This is a genomic window from Streptomyces sp. NPDC053427 (assembly GCF_044544985.1).
Taxonomy (GTDB): domain Bacteria; phylum Actinomycetota; class Actinomycetes; order Streptomycetales; family Streptomycetaceae; genus Streptomyces.
This window is the reverse complement of sequence record NZ_JBITYA010000012.1, coordinates 266937-283085: the sequence shown is the minus strand read 5'-3', so window position 1 is coordinate 283085 and position 16149 is coordinate 266937. Positions and strand designations below refer to the sequence as shown.

General features: G+C 71.5%; 11 protein-coding genes. 2 read left to right on the top strand and 9 right to left on the bottom strand.

Features of this window, described 5'->3' with window-relative positions; all coding sequences use genetic code 11:
* Window positions 1-2: 2 nt before the first annotated feature.
* The 4 genes from ACIGWZ_RS31260 to ACIGWZ_RS31245 form a co-directional block, all read right to left on the bottom strand.
* Entirely contained in the window at window positions 3-1925 is a 1923-nt protein-coding gene (locus ACIGWZ_RS31260) for an acyl-CoA dehydrogenase family protein (protein WP_400070063.1), read from the bottom strand.
* A 536-nt stretch (window positions 1926-2461) separates the two neighbouring features.
* Window positions 2462-3919, bottom strand: coding sequence for an aldehyde dehydrogenase family protein (locus ACIGWZ_RS31255; protein WP_400070062.1), 1458 nt, complete (start codon window positions 3917-3919; stop codon window positions 2462-2464).
* A gap of 172 nt (window positions 3920-4091) precedes the next feature.
* Entirely contained in the window at window positions 4092-5735 is a 1644-nt protein-coding gene (locus ACIGWZ_RS31250; protein WP_400070061.1) for a PucR family transcriptional regulator, read from the bottom strand.
* Between the two features lie 225 nt (window positions 5736-5960).
* On the bottom strand, window positions 5961-8264 hold the full coding sequence (locus ACIGWZ_RS31245; RefSeq protein ID WP_400070060.1) for an ATP/GTP-binding protein: 2304 nt from the start codon (window positions 8262-8264) through the stop codon (window positions 5961-5963).
* 393 nt (window positions 8265-8657) lie between these two features.
* Between ACIGWZ_RS31245 and gabT the strand changes: the two genes are divergently transcribed.
* Complete coding sequence (gene gabT, locus ACIGWZ_RS31240) at window positions 8658-10007, top strand: 4-aminobutyrate--2-oxoglutarate transaminase (protein ID WP_400070059.1); 1350 nt, start codon at window positions 8658-8660, stop codon at window positions 10005-10007.
* A 489-nt stretch (window positions 10008-10496) separates the two neighbouring features.
* A complete protein-coding gene (locus ACIGWZ_RS31235) occupies window positions 10497-11132 on the top strand; it encodes a phosphatase PAP2 family protein (protein WP_400070058.1) in 636 nt (211 codons plus the stop codon).
* A gap of 15 nt (window positions 11133-11147) precedes the next feature.
* Here ACIGWZ_RS31235 and ACIGWZ_RS31230 read toward each other — a convergent pair whose 3' ends face one another.
* From ACIGWZ_RS31230 to ACIGWZ_RS31210, 5 genes are all read right to left on the bottom strand, one after another.
* Window positions 11148-11603 (bottom strand): hypothetical protein, encoded by a 456-nt coding sequence (locus ACIGWZ_RS31230; protein ID WP_400070057.1) that lies wholly within the window; start codon window positions 11601-11603, stop codon window positions 11148-11150.
* 147 nt (window positions 11604-11750) lie between these two features.
* Window positions 11751-13190, bottom strand: a complete 1440-nt coding sequence (locus ACIGWZ_RS31225) for an NAD(P)/FAD-dependent oxidoreductase (RefSeq protein ID WP_400070056.1) — start codon at window positions 13188-13190, stop codon at window positions 11751-11753.
* A gap of 5 nt (window positions 13191-13195) precedes the next feature.
* Window positions 13196-14053: an ABC transporter permease gene (locus ACIGWZ_RS31220; RefSeq protein WP_400070055.1), complete on the bottom strand. Its 858-nt coding sequence runs from the start codon at window positions 14051-14053 to the stop codon at window positions 13196-13198.
* A complete protein-coding gene (locus ACIGWZ_RS31215) occupies window positions 14053-14988 on the bottom strand; it encodes an ABC transporter permease (protein WP_400070054.1) in 936 nt (311 codons plus the stop codon). The genes ACIGWZ_RS31220 and ACIGWZ_RS31215 overlap by 1 nt, the downstream gene beginning before the upstream one ends.
* The gene (locus ACIGWZ_RS31210; RefSeq protein ID WP_400070053.1) at window positions 14985-16148 is read right to left on the bottom strand and encodes an ABC transporter ATP-binding protein; all 1164 of its coding nucleotides are present in this window, start codon (window positions 16146-16148) and stop codon (window positions 14985-14987) included. The genes ACIGWZ_RS31215 and ACIGWZ_RS31210 overlap by 4 nt, the downstream gene beginning before the upstream one ends.
* Window position 16149 lies beyond the last annotated feature (1 nt).

Below are 16149 nucleotides of genomic sequence, written 5' to 3'. Positions count from 1 at the left end.
CCTCAGCGGATGGGCCGGCGCACGTTGTCCTTCGCGCTCGGGCCCGGGGTGGCGTCCGCGATCCAGGGGCCGTCGCCGCTGGGGTCGATGACGCCCTCCTCCAGCCAGGTGTAGCTGCCGCCCAGCACCCCGTTCACGATCTTGCGGTCGAGGTCGTCGGTGTTGGTCCACAGCCGGCCGAAGAGTTCCTCGACGCGGATCCGCGACTGGCGGCAGAAGACCTCGGCGAGCTGATGGGCCTCGCGGCCGTGCTCGCCGGTCACCCGCAGATGCTCCGCCCGTACGCAGGCCGCGCTCATCGCGAAGAGTTCGGCGCCGATGTCGACGATCCGGCCGAGGAAGCCCTGCTTGGTCTCCATCCGGCCCTGCCAGCGGGACATCGCGTAGAAGGTGGAACGGGCGAGCTTGCGGGAGGCCCGTTCGACATAGCGCAGATGTCCGGCGAGTTCACCGAACTCCTGGTACGTACGCGGGAGTTGGCCCGGTCCCGCGACGAGTTTGGGCAGCCAGCGGGCATAGAAACCGCCGGCCTGGACGGCCGCCCGGCCCTTGTCCGCGAGGGACTTCTCGGGGTCGATGAGATCGCCGGCGACCGACAGATGGGCGTCGACGGCCTCGCGGGCGATCAGCAGATGCATGATCTCCGTGGAGCCCTCGAAGATCCGGTTGATGCGCATGTCGCGCAGCATCTGTTCGGTGGGGACGGCGCGCTCGCCGCGGGCGGCGAGCGAGTCGGCGGTCTCGAAGCCGCGGCCGCCGCGGATCTGCACCAGCTCGTCGGCCATCAGCCAGCCCATCTCGGAGCCGTAGAGCTTGGCGAGGGCGGCCTCGATGCGGATGTCGTTGCGGCTTTCGTCGGCCATCTGGGAGGAGAGGTCGACGACGGCCTCGAGGGCGAAGGTGGTGGCCGCGATGAAGGACACCTTGGCGCCCACGGCCTCGTGCTCGGCGATCGACTTGCCCCACTGCTCGCGGGCCGCGGACCACTCCCGGGCGATCTTCAGGCACCACTTGCCGACACCGACGCACATCGCGGGCAGCGAGAGCCGGCCGGTGTTGAGCGTGGTCAGGGCGATCTTCAGGCCGGCGCCCTCGGGGCCGATGCGGTTCGCGGCGGGGACGCGTACCCGGTGGAAGCGGGTGACGCCGTTCTCCAGTCCGCGCAGGCCCATGAAGGCGTTGCGGTTCTCGACCGTGATGCCGGGCGAGTCGGCCTCGACGACGAAGGCCGTGATGCCGCCCTTGTGGCCCTCGGAGGCGGGGACGCGCGCCATGACGACGAGCAGGTCGGCGACGACGCCGTTGGTGGTCCACAGCTTCACGCCGTCCAGGACGTACTCTCCCCCCTCCTCAGGGACGGCGGTGGTCGCCAGCCGGGCCGGGTCGGAGCCGACGTCCGGCTCGGTGAGCAGGAACGCCGAGATGTCCGTGCGGGCGCAGCGCGGCAGGAAGGCGTCCTTCTGCTCCTGGGTGCCGAAGAGCTTGAGCGGCTGCGGCACGCCGATGGACTGGTGCGCGGAGAGCAGCGCGCCGATGGCGGGGCTGGCGGAGCCGGCCAGCGCGAGGGCGCGGTTGTAGTAGACCTGGGTGAGGCCGAGGCCGCCGTACTTCGTGTCGATCTTCATGCCGAGCGCGCCGAGCTCCTTGAGCCCGTTCAGCGTCTCGTCGGGGATCTGCGCCTCGCGCTCGATCCGGGCCCCGTCGACCTGGGTCTCGCAGAATGCGCGCAGAGTGGCCAGGAACTTCTCACCGCGCCGCACGTCGTCGGCCGCCGGGGTGGGGTGCGGATGGATGAGGTCGAGCCGGAAGCGTCCCAGGAACAGTTCCTTGGCGAAGCTGGGCTTGCGCCAGTTCTGCTCGCGGGCCGCCTCGGCAACCTGCCGCGCTTCGCGCTCGGAAACCTTGCGGATGGACGGAGCGGTCATCAGGAGCTCACCTCGCCGCGGTCGGGAGTGCAGCATCGGCCACCAGGCAGTGCGTCGGACGGCCGCCGGACAGTGCTACTTGTGAGGGTTACCCGATCCATGGGGGTTGCACCAGTGGTACCGCGGGGATCCGCCGGGCGGGCGGACGCGTATCCGCCATGGGCCATATGGGGTGCGGATCCGGCCACGCGGCGGGCGGCGCTATCGGCCGTTCGGGGGGTGCGGCGTACCGCGCCGGGAGTACGCGCGGCCGCGGCTCCACCCTGGGGTACAGGCCCGGCTCCGTCTCAGACAGGAGGAGCGGGCCCGCTGCGCGCCGTACCGTCGAATTCCGGCATGGCGGGCGCCCGCATGCCGGGAAAAGGGGACGCGGCGCGCTCCGGAACAGGGTGCCGGAGCGCGCCGCGGCCAGGGGCCGGCGCCGGGGGGTGCGCCGGCCGGAGCCTGGACGGCAGTACGGCCCAAGGGATAGCCGTCGCTGTCCACCAATCCAGGCCGGTCCGGAATGGCGCGCTGTAACGGGGTTACAGGCTGGATCAGAGCGCCAGGCCGGTCAGGACCAGCACCCGCTCGTAGGTGTAGTCGTCCATCGCGTACCGCACGCCCTCGCGGCCCACGCCGGACTGCTTGGCGCCGCCGTAGGGCATCTGGTCCGCGCGATAGGACGGCACATCGCCGATGATCACGCCGCCGACCTCCAGGGCGCGGTGGGCGCGGAAGGCGGTCTGCGTGTCGTGCGTGAAGACGCCGGCCTGGAGGCCGTACTTGGAGTCGTTGACCGCGGCGAACGCCTCGGCCTCGCCGTCGACCTTCTTGAGGGTCAGCACCGGGCCGAAGACCTCTTCGGTGGCCAGCGTCGTACCGGCGGGCACGTCCTCCAGGACGGTCGGCGCGTAGGAGGCGCCGTCGCGCTTGCCGCCCGCGAGCAGCTTGGCGCCGCGCTGAACGGCCTCGTCCACCCAGTCCTCGACGCGCTTGGCGGCGGCCTCGTTGACCAGCGGGCCGACCTCGGTGGCGTCGTCGGAGGGGTCGCCGGTGACCTGGGCGTTGACGGCCGCGACGATCTTGGGGACCAGGCGGTCGTAGACGGAGGCGTCCGCGATGACCCGCTGCACCGAGATGCAGGACTGGCCGCCCTGGTAGTTGGAGAAGGTGGCGATCCGCTGCGCCGCCCAGTCCAGGTCCGCCTCGGAGGACCAGTCGGGCAGCACGACGGCCGCGCCGTTGCCGCCGAGCTCCAGGGTGCAGTGCTTGCGCGGCACCGAGTCGAGGATGTCGTAGCCGACCTTCTCGGAACCGGTGAAGGAGATGACGGGCAGGCGCTCGTCCTGGACCAGCGCCGGCATCGCCTCGTTGCCCACCGGCAGGATCGACCAGGAGCCGGCCGGCAGGTCGGTGTCGGCGAGCAGCTCGCCGATGATCAGCCCGGAGAGCGGGGTGGCCGGGGCGGGCTTGAGGATGATCGGGACGCCGGCCGCGATGGCCGGGGCGATCTTGTGGGCGCACAGGTTCAGCGGGAAGTTGAACGGGGCGATGCCCAGCACCGTGCCGCGCGAGAAGCGGCGGGTCAGGGCCAGGCGGCCGGCGCCGCCCGCGTCGGTGTCCAGGCGCTGGGCCTCGCCGCCGTTGAAGCGGCGGGCCTCCTCGGCCGCGAAGCGGAAGACGGAGATGGCCCGGCCGACCTCGCCGCGCGCCCACTTGATGGGCTTGCCGTTCTCCGCGGAGATCAGCCGGGCGATCTCCTCCGTACGCTCCACCAGCTGACGGCCGACGTGGTCGAGGGCGGCGGCGCGCACATGGGCCGGGGTCGCGGCGAGCTCGTCCTGGACGGCGACGGAGGCGGCGATGGCCTCCTCCACCTGATCCTCGGTGGGCACGCTCACCGTAGCGACGTGACGTCCGTCCCAGGGGGAGGTGACATCGAAGGTGGCGTCGCCGGTGGCCTTGCGGCCGGCGAGCCAGAAGGCGGTGGGGGCTGCAGCAGAGTTCGGCACAGTGGATCCCGGCCCTTCCGAAGTGGTGGAGTGATGCGTATGGCGCCGCGAGCGGCTCCGCTGCACCCACGGTAGGGGCGCGGCGCCGTCGTGGCGTTTGTCCGAACCGGAGCAATCGGCGGGCGCCTCTCTCCGCGGTGGAGGAGGTATTGCCGCCGGGGGCGCCGTCTCCTCACTCCTCCGGCGGCGTCGAGGTCGCCTTGAGCGCCAGCCACAGCTCCATCCGGACATCCGCGTCGTCCAGCGAGCGGCCCAGGATCTCCTCCACCCGCCGCATCCGGTAGCGCAGCGTGTGGCGGTGCACGCCGAGGTCGGCGGCGGCCGCGTCCCACTGGCCGTGCCGGGCGAGCCAGGCGCGCAGCGACGCCACCAGATCGCCGCGCCCGGTCGCGTCGTGCTCGCGCAGCGCCCGCAGCAGTCCGTCCGCGAAGGCCCGTACCGCGTCGTCGGCGAGCAGCGGCAGCACGGATCCGGCCGCCACGTCCTCGTGCTCGACCAGCGCCCGGCCGCGGCGGCGGGCGACGTACAGCGCCTGTTCGGCCTGGCGGTAGGCGTTCGCGGCGGCGATCGGGCCGGTCGGCGCGGACAGCCCGATCGCCAGGCCCTCGCCGCGGGCCGCCTCGCCGCGGGCGGGCCGGCCGCGCGGCCGGGACGGCGCCCCGGAGCGGGCCTCGGCCTGGGCGGCGAACCCGGCACAGGCCTCCGCGGCCGCACCGCCGTCCGCGACCAGCACGATCAGCCGGGTGCCGTCCGGGACGGCGAGCACCGCCTCGCCGGTCCTGGCGGCGGCGGAGTCCATCGCATCGGCCAGCGCATCGAGTACGGCCGGCGTGGAGGGGGCCGCCGCGGCGGACGGCTCCTCGTCGGCGGCCACCGGCTCGGCCACCACCATCCGGAACGGGGCGTCCAGCAGTCCGCCGTAGAGCCGCCCCGCCACCGCCCGCGCATGGTCCGGCTCCCCGGCCAGCAGCATCTTCAGCACCGCCGCGCCGAGGCGCTGCTCGGCGTCCTGCAGGGCGCGGGACCGCTCCGTGGTGAGGGTGAGCAGGGCGACGGCGGAGTGCACGGCGTACCGTTCGGCGGTCCCCAGCGACGCCCCGGTCCCCACCGCGAGCACGCCGCGCGCCCGCCGCCCCGTGCCCAGCGACTGGAGCTCGACCCGGTCGTCACCGTCCGTATCGCTGACCACCGAACTGGCGGGCGCGGGCCGCTCCCGCAGCCGGCCCACGTCGTCGGCCAGCCGCGCCGCCCGCCGGGCCGCCCAGTCGGGGGCGGCGGCCACCACGGACCCCGACGCGTCGTACAGCGCGGCCCAGCCGTCCAGGTGCGCGGCGAGCCGGGCCAGCAGTTCGGCCGGCCCCTCGGCGCTCAGCGCGGCCCGGGTCAGCTCCCGCTGCGCCTCGAACCCGGCGGTCACCGCGCGGTACTGGTCGGCGGCGACGGCGGCCGAGACGGCCTTGCTGAGGGCGATGAAGGGCGTCCGACGGGGCACCCCGAGCAGCGGCAGCCCCTCCTGCCGGCACGCCTCCACCAGCGCCTCGGGCACCTCCTCGTAGTTCACCCCGACCGCGAAGCCCAGCCCGACCACGCCCGCCTGCGCCACCCGCCGCACATACCGGCGGCTCGCCTCCGCATCCTCCGCGTCCAGCTTGAGCGCGGTGATCAGCAGCAGCTCGCCACCCTCCATGTACGGCACCGGGTCGATCAGCTCACTGGCATGCGCCCAGCGCACCGGGACGTTCAGCCCGCCCTCGCCCGCGAGCACGGTCAGCTTGAGCGCGGTGTGGTTGACCAGGGAAGCGAGGGTGTGGGGCATAGGACCTTCGATGACGACGGGAGCGAGGGCCGCCCGATGGAGGTTTGCGCCGCCCCGTATGAACGGCCGCTTCCGATTCTGCCTCAGCGGAGGAATACGGGAACACCGTTCGGGCGGAACGGCGCCCTCGGAACGCAGAAACGACAAGAAGGACACCGGCAACGCTGCGCTACAGGGCGTCACCCGGCGGATGCGGTGTGCACCGTCCGGCGGCCGTCCCCTCCCTCACTTCCGCAGATCCACCAGCACCGGCGGCGCGTGCTCGCCCTTCACCGACGTCACCGACAGCACCGCATGCCCGGCCGGGACCGAGTTGGCCAGGTCGGAGGCGGACCAGCGCTCCCGCTCCACCGTCCGTACGGTGACGGCCTTGGCGGTGGCCGCCTTGCCGGTGACCAGGTGGCGGAAGATGTGGAACGCCTTCCCCGCGGCGCTCTCCGCGATGATCTGGCGGTCCGTCACATCGCGGGTCTCCACCCACTCCTTGCCCCACACCTCGGCGAACCGCGCCCCGTCCCAGGTCGTCACGCCCGCGAACGCCATCCGGCAGCCGACCGCGCCGAGCAGCGCGCCGCGCAGCGCGTCGGGCACATCGTCCAGCGAGCGCAGGGTGAGCACCGCGCCGGCGTTCGCCGAGCGCAGCCGCTGGAGGCCGCGCAGCGCCTCGGCGGTGATGGTGTGCGCCGCCTCGTCGAGCACCAGGCAGGCGAAGAGCGAACGGTCGGTGCGGGCCACCGCGCACTCGGTGAACTGCGCGAGGACCAGCCGGGCGAGGATCCGTGAGGCCTCCGCATGACCGCGTTCGGGCAGTTCGATGCGGACCCGCAGCGGGTGGTCGAGGGCGCGCAGGGAGACCTGGCGGGTGCCGCCCGTGGGGTCGAAGAAGTCGGCGAAGGCGGGCCGGTCGAGCAGCGCGATGCGGTCGGCGAGCAGGACGCCCACATCGCCGGCGCGCTCCGACTGCCGCGCGCGGGCGTCCAGTTCGCGCAGCAGGGTCTGCTCGCGGGCGCCCTCCAGGGCGGCGCGCAGCGCGCCCATCGCCTCCGGCGCGCCGTCCAGCAGCTCGCGCAGCTCGGGAACCGTGGGGAACCGGTCGTGGGCGAACCGGAAGGGGCCGAGCAGCTGGGCGAGCGCGGTCGCGGCGCGCCGGCTGTCGCCGCCGGGCAGCTGCTCGGCGAGGTCGCCGACCAGCGCCTCGGCGAGGATCCCGGCCGCCTCGTCGGGGTCGGTGGTGCCGCCGTAGAGGTCGAGATCGCATGCCGAATCGCGGCGGCCGAACCTGATCACGGCATCAAAGGAGTCCTCGGTTCCGGGGGCCGTTCCGGCCGCTCCGATGGTCACGATCGCAGCACGCCCGGCAAGCGCCTGGAGACACAGGGACTCCACCAACGGGCGCACCAATCGAGTCGACTTTCCCGATCCCGACGGACCCACCGCCAGCAAGGAAGTGCCGAGCACGTCTGGTTCCAGTGCAAACCCCGCGCCACGACGGTCGTATGGATTGCGAGCATCTTCGGACGTCGTGCCGATACGTACCTGACAGGTGAGGAGGTCGTGCCGTGCAGTGCGCGTCACCAGATCACGCGCGCCGGACGGGTGCAGGCACGCCGCGGCGCCGCTTTCCTGAACGTCGTCAATGAAGGCCGGGAGACGGCCCGGGTGCACGCGGACAGACTCCCAGGCACGCGTGAGCCGCGCATGATCGACATCATTCATAAGCCCGGACCGTGCTTCGCGTGCCAGACGATCAGCGGCCGCCGGAGCGCCGGCAGCCCGCAGGCTGGCCCATTCCGCCTGCTCCACCTCGAGCACTCGTACGGTGGTTTCGTCCGGCGTTCCCGCATCGGATTTGTTACGGCGCCCCTTCGAGCCGTAACGATGCCACAGCTCGGGAATGCAGGCGAACCTGCCGAAGAAAGCCAGAAGAACTCCGAGGTCGATAAGGGTGAAGCTGGCGGTGATGTTGAAATAAGATTTCCCCGGCGCCGATTCCGGCGCGAGGTTCTCCAGCTGCAGCATGAGCAGGGATGAATCGGTCGAGGTGTCGGTGCACCACTGCCACAGGAACCAGACGATCACCAGAGTCAGGACGGCCCGCACGATCAGCTCTCCGGCAGCGAGCAAGCCTGGGTCGTTGGGAGCCAGCCATGAGGGCAGCCTAGCCCACACCCTGTTCAGCAGCGGGGCGATCAGCCGGCGGAAAAGCTCGGCCCATCGCCCCACCCGCGCAAAGACGATGACGATCACCCCGAGAATCAGCGCCATATACACGAATGACGAGACAACACCCGAGTTTCCCGTCTGCCAGGAATTCGGCAGCATTACCTGACGCGGCCACTCCCAGTACGGGCCGAGTGCATTCGCCATCAACAGCGACCAGACCAGCCATGCACAAAGGAACGAAATCACGGCGCCGACGATGAGCTGGGTTACCGCAATCTCATGCGGCTCGTCTTTCGGTTTGGGTTTGTATTCAAAGGCCCATACGCCTGGTCCGGCCAGGACACGCGGAGCACTCAGCCATGCCATGAACGGCGACTGCGGAGCATCGCCTGGCCTCGTGGACGCACCGGAGGCCGCTGCCCCTCCGTCTGCCCGCGCGTGTTCGGTGAAACGGGGCGGCACGCTGGGCCGCGGCGGGGCGTCCGGCGGTGTCGTCGGCCGCGGGACCAGTTCGGAGCGGGTGTTGCGTGCGTCCTGCGTGCCCTCGGTATCCATCCGCTGCCCTTGTCCCCCTTGAACCGTCAGCTGCTGCCGCCGTTCAATCTACTGGCCGCGCTCCGTCGCTATGTCCGGTGCGGACAACGCAACACGCGCACTTCTCCCGAACGGAACATGCCAGGGCCCGTCCACCGGCCCTAACCTGCGAGAACAAGACCCCTGTACAACCCTGTACGTCGCCGTCCAACCCAGGAGACTGCCATGACCGAACTGTCCGGAGGGCCCGCCCTCCCCCAGGAGCGTCGCGTCGTCACCGCCATCCCCGGCCCGAAGTCGCAGGAGCTGTGGGCCCGTAAGCAGGCCACCGTGGCGGCCGGCGTCGGTGCGGTGCTGCCCGTGTTCGTCAAGCGCGCCGGCGGCGGTGTCCTGGAGGACGTGGACGGCAACTCCCTGATCGACTTCGGTTCCGGTATCGCCGTGACCTCGGTCGGCAACAGCGCCGAGGCCGTGGTGCGCCGGGCGACCGCGCAGCTCAACGACTTCACCCACACCTGCGCGATGGTCACGCCGTACGAGCCGTACATCGAGGTCTGTGAGGCGCTCGCCGAGCTGACCCCGGGCGACCACGCCAAGAAGTCCGCGCTGTTCAACTCCGGCGCCGAGGCCGTGGAGAACGCCGTCAAGGTGGCCCGCGCCTACACCAAGCGCCAGGCGGTCGTCGTCTTCGACCACGGCTACCACGGCCGTACGAACCTGACGATGGCGCTGACCTCGAAGAACATGCCGTACAAGAACGGCTTCGGCCCGTTCGCGCCCGAGGTCTACCGCGTACCGGTCGCCTACCCCTACCGCTGGCTGACCGGCCCGGAGAACTGCGCCCAGGAAGCCGCGGCCCAGGCCATCGAGCAGATCAACAAGCAGATCGGCGCGGACAACGTCGCGGCGATCATCATCGAGCCGGTGCTCGGCGAGGGCGGCTTCATCGAGCCGGCCAAGGGCTTCCTGCCCGCCATCGCGAACTTCGCGAAGGAGAACGGGATCGTCTTCGTCGCCGATGAGATCCAGTCCGGCTTCTGCCGTACCGGCCAGTGGTTCGCGTGCGAGGACGAGGGCATCGTCCCGGACCTGATCACGACGGCGAAGGGCATCGCCGGCGGTCTGCCGCTGGCCGCCGTGACCGGCCGCGCCGAGATCATGGACGCCGCGCACGCGGGCGGCCTGGGCGGCACCTACGGCGGTAACCCGGTGGCCTGCGCCGCGGCGCTCGGCTCCCTCGAGACCATGCGCGAGCAGGACCTCAACGCCAAGGCCAAGCACATCGAGTCGGTCATGAAGGCCCGGCTGACGGCCATTCAGGAGAAGTTCGACATCATCGGCGAGGTCCGCGGCCGCGGCGCGATGATCGCGATCGAGCTGGTCAAGTCCGGTTCCAAGGACCCGAACCCGGAGGCCACCGGCGCGCTCGCCAAGGCCTGCCACCAGGAGGGCCTGCTGGTCCTGACGACCGGTACGTACGGCAACGTGCTGCGCTTCCTGCCGCCGCTGGTCATCGGCGAGGACCTGCTCAACGAGGGTCTGGACATCCTCGAGGCGGCGTTCGCCAAGCTCTGAGCGAGAACGGACACGGGATGACCCGGGCGCGGCCCGGGGCACGGCTCATGTCGTGCCCCGGGCCGCGCCGTTCCCCGCTCCGCGCGCGGGGGCGTACGCGCGTAGCTGGAAGGGCGGCGTGAAGAAGATGTGGGGGGCCGATGGCGGCAGGGTGATGCGCCTGTCGGGCGTGCTCCCGGTGCCGTACGGTTTTGACAGATGAGTGAAACACCCCGTCCGCAGGGGACTGCGGGCGACGCCCGGTCGGCGCTTCCCCGGCTCCGATCAGGCCGTGCCCTCGCGCACGACACCCGGACCCCTGCTCTGCGGGGCTCCGGAAATCCTCACCGATCGGATGTCCGCCCGCCCCATACCCCCCGGGGCGCGCGGGACACCGGTCAGCGCGGCCGCCTCGGAACCACCCCCCCTGTTCCGAGGCGGCCGACTCTCTTTCTCCCCCGCACGGTCTGCCTGGTCAGCGCGCTGCTCTTTGCCGCGATCAGTTGGCAGGTGGCGGTCCATGGGCCGCTGCGGTCCGTCGACGAGAGCGTCGGGCGGGCCGTTGCCGGCAGTGCCGTTCCCGTCGGGGCCGCGGAATTCTTCGCTGATCTCGGCAATGCGGTGGTCGCGCTGCCGGTGCTGTTGGTGGCGGCGGGGTGGGCCGCCCGGCGCGGCTACCGGCGGCGGCCGCGACGGGGTCCGGGGGCCGGCGGTCCGGCGCGCTGGTGGCTGCCGCCGCTCGCCGCCGCGCTCGCGCCGGCCGCGGTGCCCGCGCTGGTCGTCCCGCTCAAGCTGTGGTTCGCGCGGCCGGGACCGCCGCAGATGGCGGGCGGCGTGCACGACGGCTTCTATCCGTCGGGGCACGGGGCCACGGCGGCGGTGGCGTACGGGGCGGCCGCGCTGCTGCTGATCCGGGTACGGGAGCGGGCGGGCCGTCGGGCCCGCGCCGCCCTGGTGGCCGGTGTCGCGCTGCTCAATGCCGGCGTGGGCATCGGGCTGGTGCGCCGCGGCTATCACTGGCCGCTGGATGTGCTCGGCAGCTGGTGTCTGGCCGGGGTACTGCTGGCGGTGTGGTGGGCGGTGTGCGACCGGTGGGCGGACAGTGACCGGTGGGTGCGCGACGGTACGCGGCGGGTGGAGCCGTAACTCCGCACGGGCCCCTCACGCTCTGCCCGCCGCCAGTGAAGCCGCCGCCTCGTGCAGGGCGAGCTCCAGGACGCACGGGTCGGTGAGCGTGCCGGCGGCGTCCGGGGGCACCAGCCAGCGGACGCCGCCGGTGGCCCGGCCCGGGTACGGGACCGCGATCCAGGTGCCGCGCCCGGCGCCCCGTACGCCGGTGCCCAGCCAGCGGCCGGTGGTGCCGGCCGGGACGAAGAAGCCGGTGCGGCAGTCGCCGGAGCCGGCCAGGACGGGGCCGGGGCGGGCGAGGACGCGGCGGAGGACGGCGAGGGCCGGGGCGCCGAGCGTGCCGTCGACGATGAGTACGTCCCAGAGCCGGCCGGCCGGCAGGAGCGTGACGCCGAGCGGGTTGCGTTCCCATTCCCACCGGCAGGCCCCTGGGTCCGCTGCCGCCGATACCAGCCAGTCCACTGCGTTGTTCGCCCCCGGCGCGCTCATGCCGTCCCTCGCTTCCCCGGCGGCCCGGTCGGGCGGCCGTCTCTCCGGGAAGGGAGGGCACACGGGCCGGATCCTTACACGGATGCCGGGGGTGTTCGCGGCACGAGGGGGGCGTGCGACTCCCGGTCGCCCGCCCCCCGTTGCGGCTCAGCTGTCGAAGCCGAGGCCCACCTTGTCCATGGCCTTCAGCCACAGATTCCGCCGCCCGCCGTGCGTGTCGGCGCGGGTCATCGACCACTGGGTGATGCCGATGCCGGCCCAGCGCAGCGGCTCCGGCGGGAAGGGGAGCGGCTTGCTGCGCACCATCTCCAGCTCGGTGCGCTCGGTGCGCTCGCCCGCGAGCAGGTCGAGCATCACCTCGGCGCCGAAGCGGGTGGCGCCGACGCCGAGGCCGGTGTAGCCGGCGGCGTAGGCGACCCGGCCGGCGTGCGCGGTGCCGAAGAAGGCCGAGAAGCGGGAGCAGGTGTCGATGGCGCCGCCCCAGGCGTTGCTGAAGCGCAGGCCCTCCAGCTGCGGGAAGCAGCGGAAGAAGTGCCGGGCGAGCTTCTCGTAGGTGGCCGGGTGCTGGTCGTACTCGGCCCGTACGCCGCCGCCGTAGCGGTAGACGATGTCGTAGCCGCCCCACAGGATGCGGTTGTCGGCGGTGATGCGGAAGTAGTGGAAGTGGTTGTTGGAGTCCGAGAGGCCCTGGCGGTTCTTCCAGCCGATGGCGGCGAGCTGCTCGTCGGAGAGCGGCTCGGTCATCAGGGCGTGGTCGTAGACCGGGACGATGTACGGGCGGACCCGCTTGACCAGCGACGGGAAGGCGTTGGTGCCGAGCGCCACATGGCGGGCGAAGATCCGGCCGTAGGGGGTGCGGACGGCCATGCCCATGCCCTCGGAGGCCAGGCCGGTGGCGCGGGTGCGCTCGTAGATGCGGACGCCGAAGCCGAGGCAGGCCTGCTTCAGGCCCCAGGCGAGCTTGGCCGGGTTGAGCATGGCGACGCCGTCGCGGTCCCAGAGCCCGGCGCGGAAGGTGGGCGAGTCGATCTCGGCGCGCAGTTCGTCCCGGTCGAGGAAGCGGTGGCGGGTCAGGCCCAGCTCGGCGGCGTCCTCGGCGGCCTCCTTGAGCTCGGCGACCTGGTAGGCCTCGGTGGCGATGTCGATCTCGCCGGTGCGCTCGAAGGCGCAGTCGATGTTGTAGCGGGCGACGGCGTGCTCGATGGCGTCGAGGTTCTGGATGCCCAGTTCCTCCAGCTTGGCGAGCTCGCCCGGCCAGCGGGCCATGCCGTTGCCGAGGCCGTGGGTGAGGGAGGCGGCGCAGAAGCCGCCGTTGCGCCCGGAGGCCGCCCAGCCGACCTCGGCGCCCTCGATCAGGACGACATCGCGCTGCGGATCGCGCTCCTTGGCGATCAGCGCGGTCCACAGTCCCGAGTAGCCGCCGCCGACGACCAGCAGATCGCAGGTCTCGTCGCCGACGAGGGCGGGCTCGGCGGCCGGTCGGCCGGGGTCGGTCAGCCAGAACGGGGTGGGTTCGGCGTCGGCGAGCGCGTGGACGGGGTACGAGGGATGCGCCCCGGACGTGTACGACATGGCAGCTCGTGCCATGGTTCTCAGCTCCTCTTGCTCCTCTTACGGCGGTTTCCGGCGATCTGGCCGGTGACTACGCACAGGACGGCGACCAGGAACATCGCCGTACCGATGACATTGATCTGAACGGGCGTGCCACGCTGCGCCGATCCCCAGACGAACATGGGAAAGGTCACGGTGGAGCCGGCGTTGAAGTTGGTGATGATGAAGTCGTCGAAGGACAGGGCGAAGGAGAGCAGCGCGCCGGCCGCGATGCCGGGGGCGGCGATCGGCAGGGTGACGCGCAGGAACGTCTGCACCGGTGTGGCGTAGAGGTCCTGGGCGGCCTGTTCCAGGCGCGGGTCCATGCTCATCACACGGGCCTTGACCGCCGTGACGACGAAGCTCAGGCAGAACATGATGTGGGCGATCAGGATCGTCCAGAAGCCGAACGGGATGCCCATGTTGAGGAACAGCGTGGCCAGCGAGGCGGCCATGACGACCTCGGGCATCGCCATCGGCAGGAAGATCAGGGTGTTGACGGAGGCGCGGGCCCGGAAGCGGTAGCGCGCCAGCGCGAACGAGATCATCGTGCCCAGGACGGTCGCGCCGATGGTGGCCCAGACCGCGATCTGCAGGCTCAGCCCGAGCGAGCCGCACAGGTCGGCGACGCCGCACGGATCGGTCCAGGCGTCCGTGGAGAAGCGCTGCCACTGGTAGTTGAAGCGGCCGTTGGGCTTGTTGAAGGAGAAGACCATCACGACGAGGTTGGGCAGGACCAGATAGCCCAGCGTGCCCAGGCCCGCGATCGTGATGATGTTGCGGCGCAGCCACAGCAGGCCCTTGTTGCGGGTGCGTGGCGCGGCGGTTTCGCGTGCGGCCGTGGTTTCCCGTACGGACATCAGACCAGGTCCTCCGTCCCCGACTTGCGGATGTAGATGGTGACCATGGCGAGGATGGCCGCCATGAGGATGAAGGAGAGGGCGGCGGCGGTCGGGTAGTCCAGGACCCGCAGGAACTGCGACTGGATGACGTTGCCGATCATCTTCTGGTCGGTGGACCCCAGCAGTTCGGCGTTGATGTAGTCGCCGGCGGCCGGGATGAAGGTGAGCAGGGTGCCCGCGACGACGCCCGGCATGGAGAGCGGGAAGGTCACCCGGCGGAAGGTGGTGGATGGGCGGGCGTACAGGTCGCCGGCCGCCTCGTGGAGGCGGGGGTCGATGCGCTCCAGCGAGGTGTAGAGCGGCAGGACCATGAACGGCAGGAAGTTGTACGTCAGTCCGCAGACCACCGCGAGCGGGGTGGCCAGCACCCGGTGCCCTTCGGTGATGCCCAGGGCGCTGGTGACGTCCAGGAAGTGCAGCGAGTTGAGGACGCCGACGACCGGTCCGCCGTCCGCCAGGATCGTCTTCCAGGCCAGCGTGCGGATCAGGAAGCTGGTGAAGAACGGCGCGATGACCAGGATCATCACGACATTGCGCCAGCGTCCGGCCTTGAAGGCGATGAGGTAGGCGAGCGGGTAGCCCAGCGCCAGGCAGAGGAAGGTGGCGACGGCGGCGTACGCCACGGAGCGGACGAACTGCGGCCAGTACTCGCCGAGCGCGTCCCAGTAGGTGGCGAAGTGCCAGGTGACCTTGAAGCCCTCTTCGAGGGAGCCGGTCTGGATGGACGTCGACGCCTGGTAGACGAGCGGCGCGGCGAAGAAGACGATCAGCCACAGGATGCCGGGCAGCAGCAGCCAGTAGGGGACCAGCCGCTTACGGGTGGGCGTCCTGCGGAGCGTGAGCGGCTCGGCGTCGGTCTTCTCCGGGGACGCGGGGGCCTCGGTGGTACTCATGCGGCCTCCTCGTCAAGGTCCGCTCCGGCGGCGATGTCCTGGGCGGCGTCGAGGCCGAAGGTGTGCGCCGGGTTCCAGTGCACGACGACCTCGGCGCCCGGTATGAGGCGGCCGTCGCGTGTGATGTTCTGCTCGTAGACGGCGAGTTCGCCCAGGCCCGGCGTCTCGATGACGTACTGGGTGGAGACGCCGATGAAGCTGGCGTCCTTGATCCGGCCGGGCAGCCGGTTGTGGCCGTCGGTGACGTCCGCGGCGTCGTCGGTGTGTGCCAGGGCCATCTTCTCGGGCCGTACGCCGGCCAGCACCTTGTCGCCGCCGCGGGCGGTGGCGCTGCACCGGTGGGTGGGCAGCCGCAGCTTGTTGCCGGCGGCCTTGAGCAGCAGCTCCTCGTCGCCGGCCTCGACGACCTCGGCCTCGATGAGGTTGGAGGTGCCCAGGAAGTTGGCGACGAAGGTGCTGGCGGGGTTCTCGTAGAGGTCGGCGGGGGCGCCGAGCTGTTCGACCCGGCCGCCGTTCATCACGGCCACGGTGTCGGCCATCGTCATGGCCTCCTCCTGGTCGTGGGTGACATGGACGAAGGTGATGCCGACCTCGGTCTGGATGCGCTTGAGCTCCAGCTGCATCTGGCGGCGCAGCTTGAGGTCGAGGGCGCCCAGCGGCTCGTCGAGGAGCAGCACCTGGGGGTGGTTGATCAGCGCGCGGGCGACCGCGACGCGCTGCTGCTGGCCGCCGGAGAGCTGCTGCGGCTTGCGGCGCGCCATCGGGCCGAGCTGGACGAGGTCGAGCATCTCCTCGACCTGCTTCTTGACCGACTTGATGCCGCGGCGGCGCAGCCCGAAGGCGACGTTCTCGAAGATGTCCAGGTGCGGGAAGAGCGCGTAGTTCTGGAAGACGGTGTTGACCTGGCGCTTGTAGGGCGGCAGGTCGGTGACGTCCCGGCCGGAGAGCTCGACGGTCCCGGTGGTGGGGTCCTCCAGCCCGGCGATCATGCGCAGCGTGGTGGTCTTGCCGCAGCCCGAGGCGCCCAGCAGCGCGAAGAAGGAGCCCGCGGGGACGGTGAGGTCGAGCGGGTGGACGGCGGTGAAGGAGCCGTAGGTTTTGCTGATCCCGGTGAGGCGGACGTCACCGCCGCTGGTCTGGGGGGTCTCGGTCTTGGTCATG

Bases quoted from the DNA above. Each gene is read 5' to 3' on its own strand.
- ACIGWZ_RS31260 (WP_400070063.1), bottom strand. From the start codon at position 1,925: ATGACCGCTCCGTCCATCCGCAAGGTTTCCGAGCGCGAAGCGCGGCAG.
- ACIGWZ_RS31250 (WP_400070061.1), bottom strand. From the start codon at position 5,735: ATGCCCCACACCCTCGCTTCCCTGGTCAACCACACCGCGCTCAAGCTG.
- ACIGWZ_RS31245 (WP_400070060.1), bottom strand. From the start codon at position 8,264: ATGGCATGGCTGAGTGCTCCGCGTGTCCTGGCCGGACCAGGCGTATGG.
- gabT (WP_400070059.1), top strand. From the start codon at position 8,658: ATGACCGAACTGTCCGGAGGGCCCGCCCTCCCCCAGGAGCGTCGCGTC.
- ACIGWZ_RS31230 (WP_400070057.1), bottom strand. From the start codon at position 11,603: ATGAGCGCGCCGGGGGCGAACAACGCAGTGGACTGGCTGGTATCGGCG.
- ACIGWZ_RS31225 (WP_400070056.1), bottom strand. From the start codon at position 13,190: ATGGCACGAGCTGCCATGTCGTACACGTCCGGGGCGCATCCCTCGTAC.
- ACIGWZ_RS31220 (WP_400070055.1), bottom strand. From the start codon at position 14,053: ATGTCCGTACGGGAAACCACGGCCGCACGCGAAACCGCCGCGCCACGC.
- ACIGWZ_RS31215 (WP_400070054.1), bottom strand. From the start codon at position 14,988: ATGAGTACCACCGAGGCCCCCGCGTCCCCGGAGAAGACCGACGCCGAG.
- ACIGWZ_RS31210 (WP_400070053.1), bottom strand. From the start codon at position 16,148: ATGACCAAGACCGAGACCCCCCAGACCAGCGGCGGTGACGTCCGCCTC.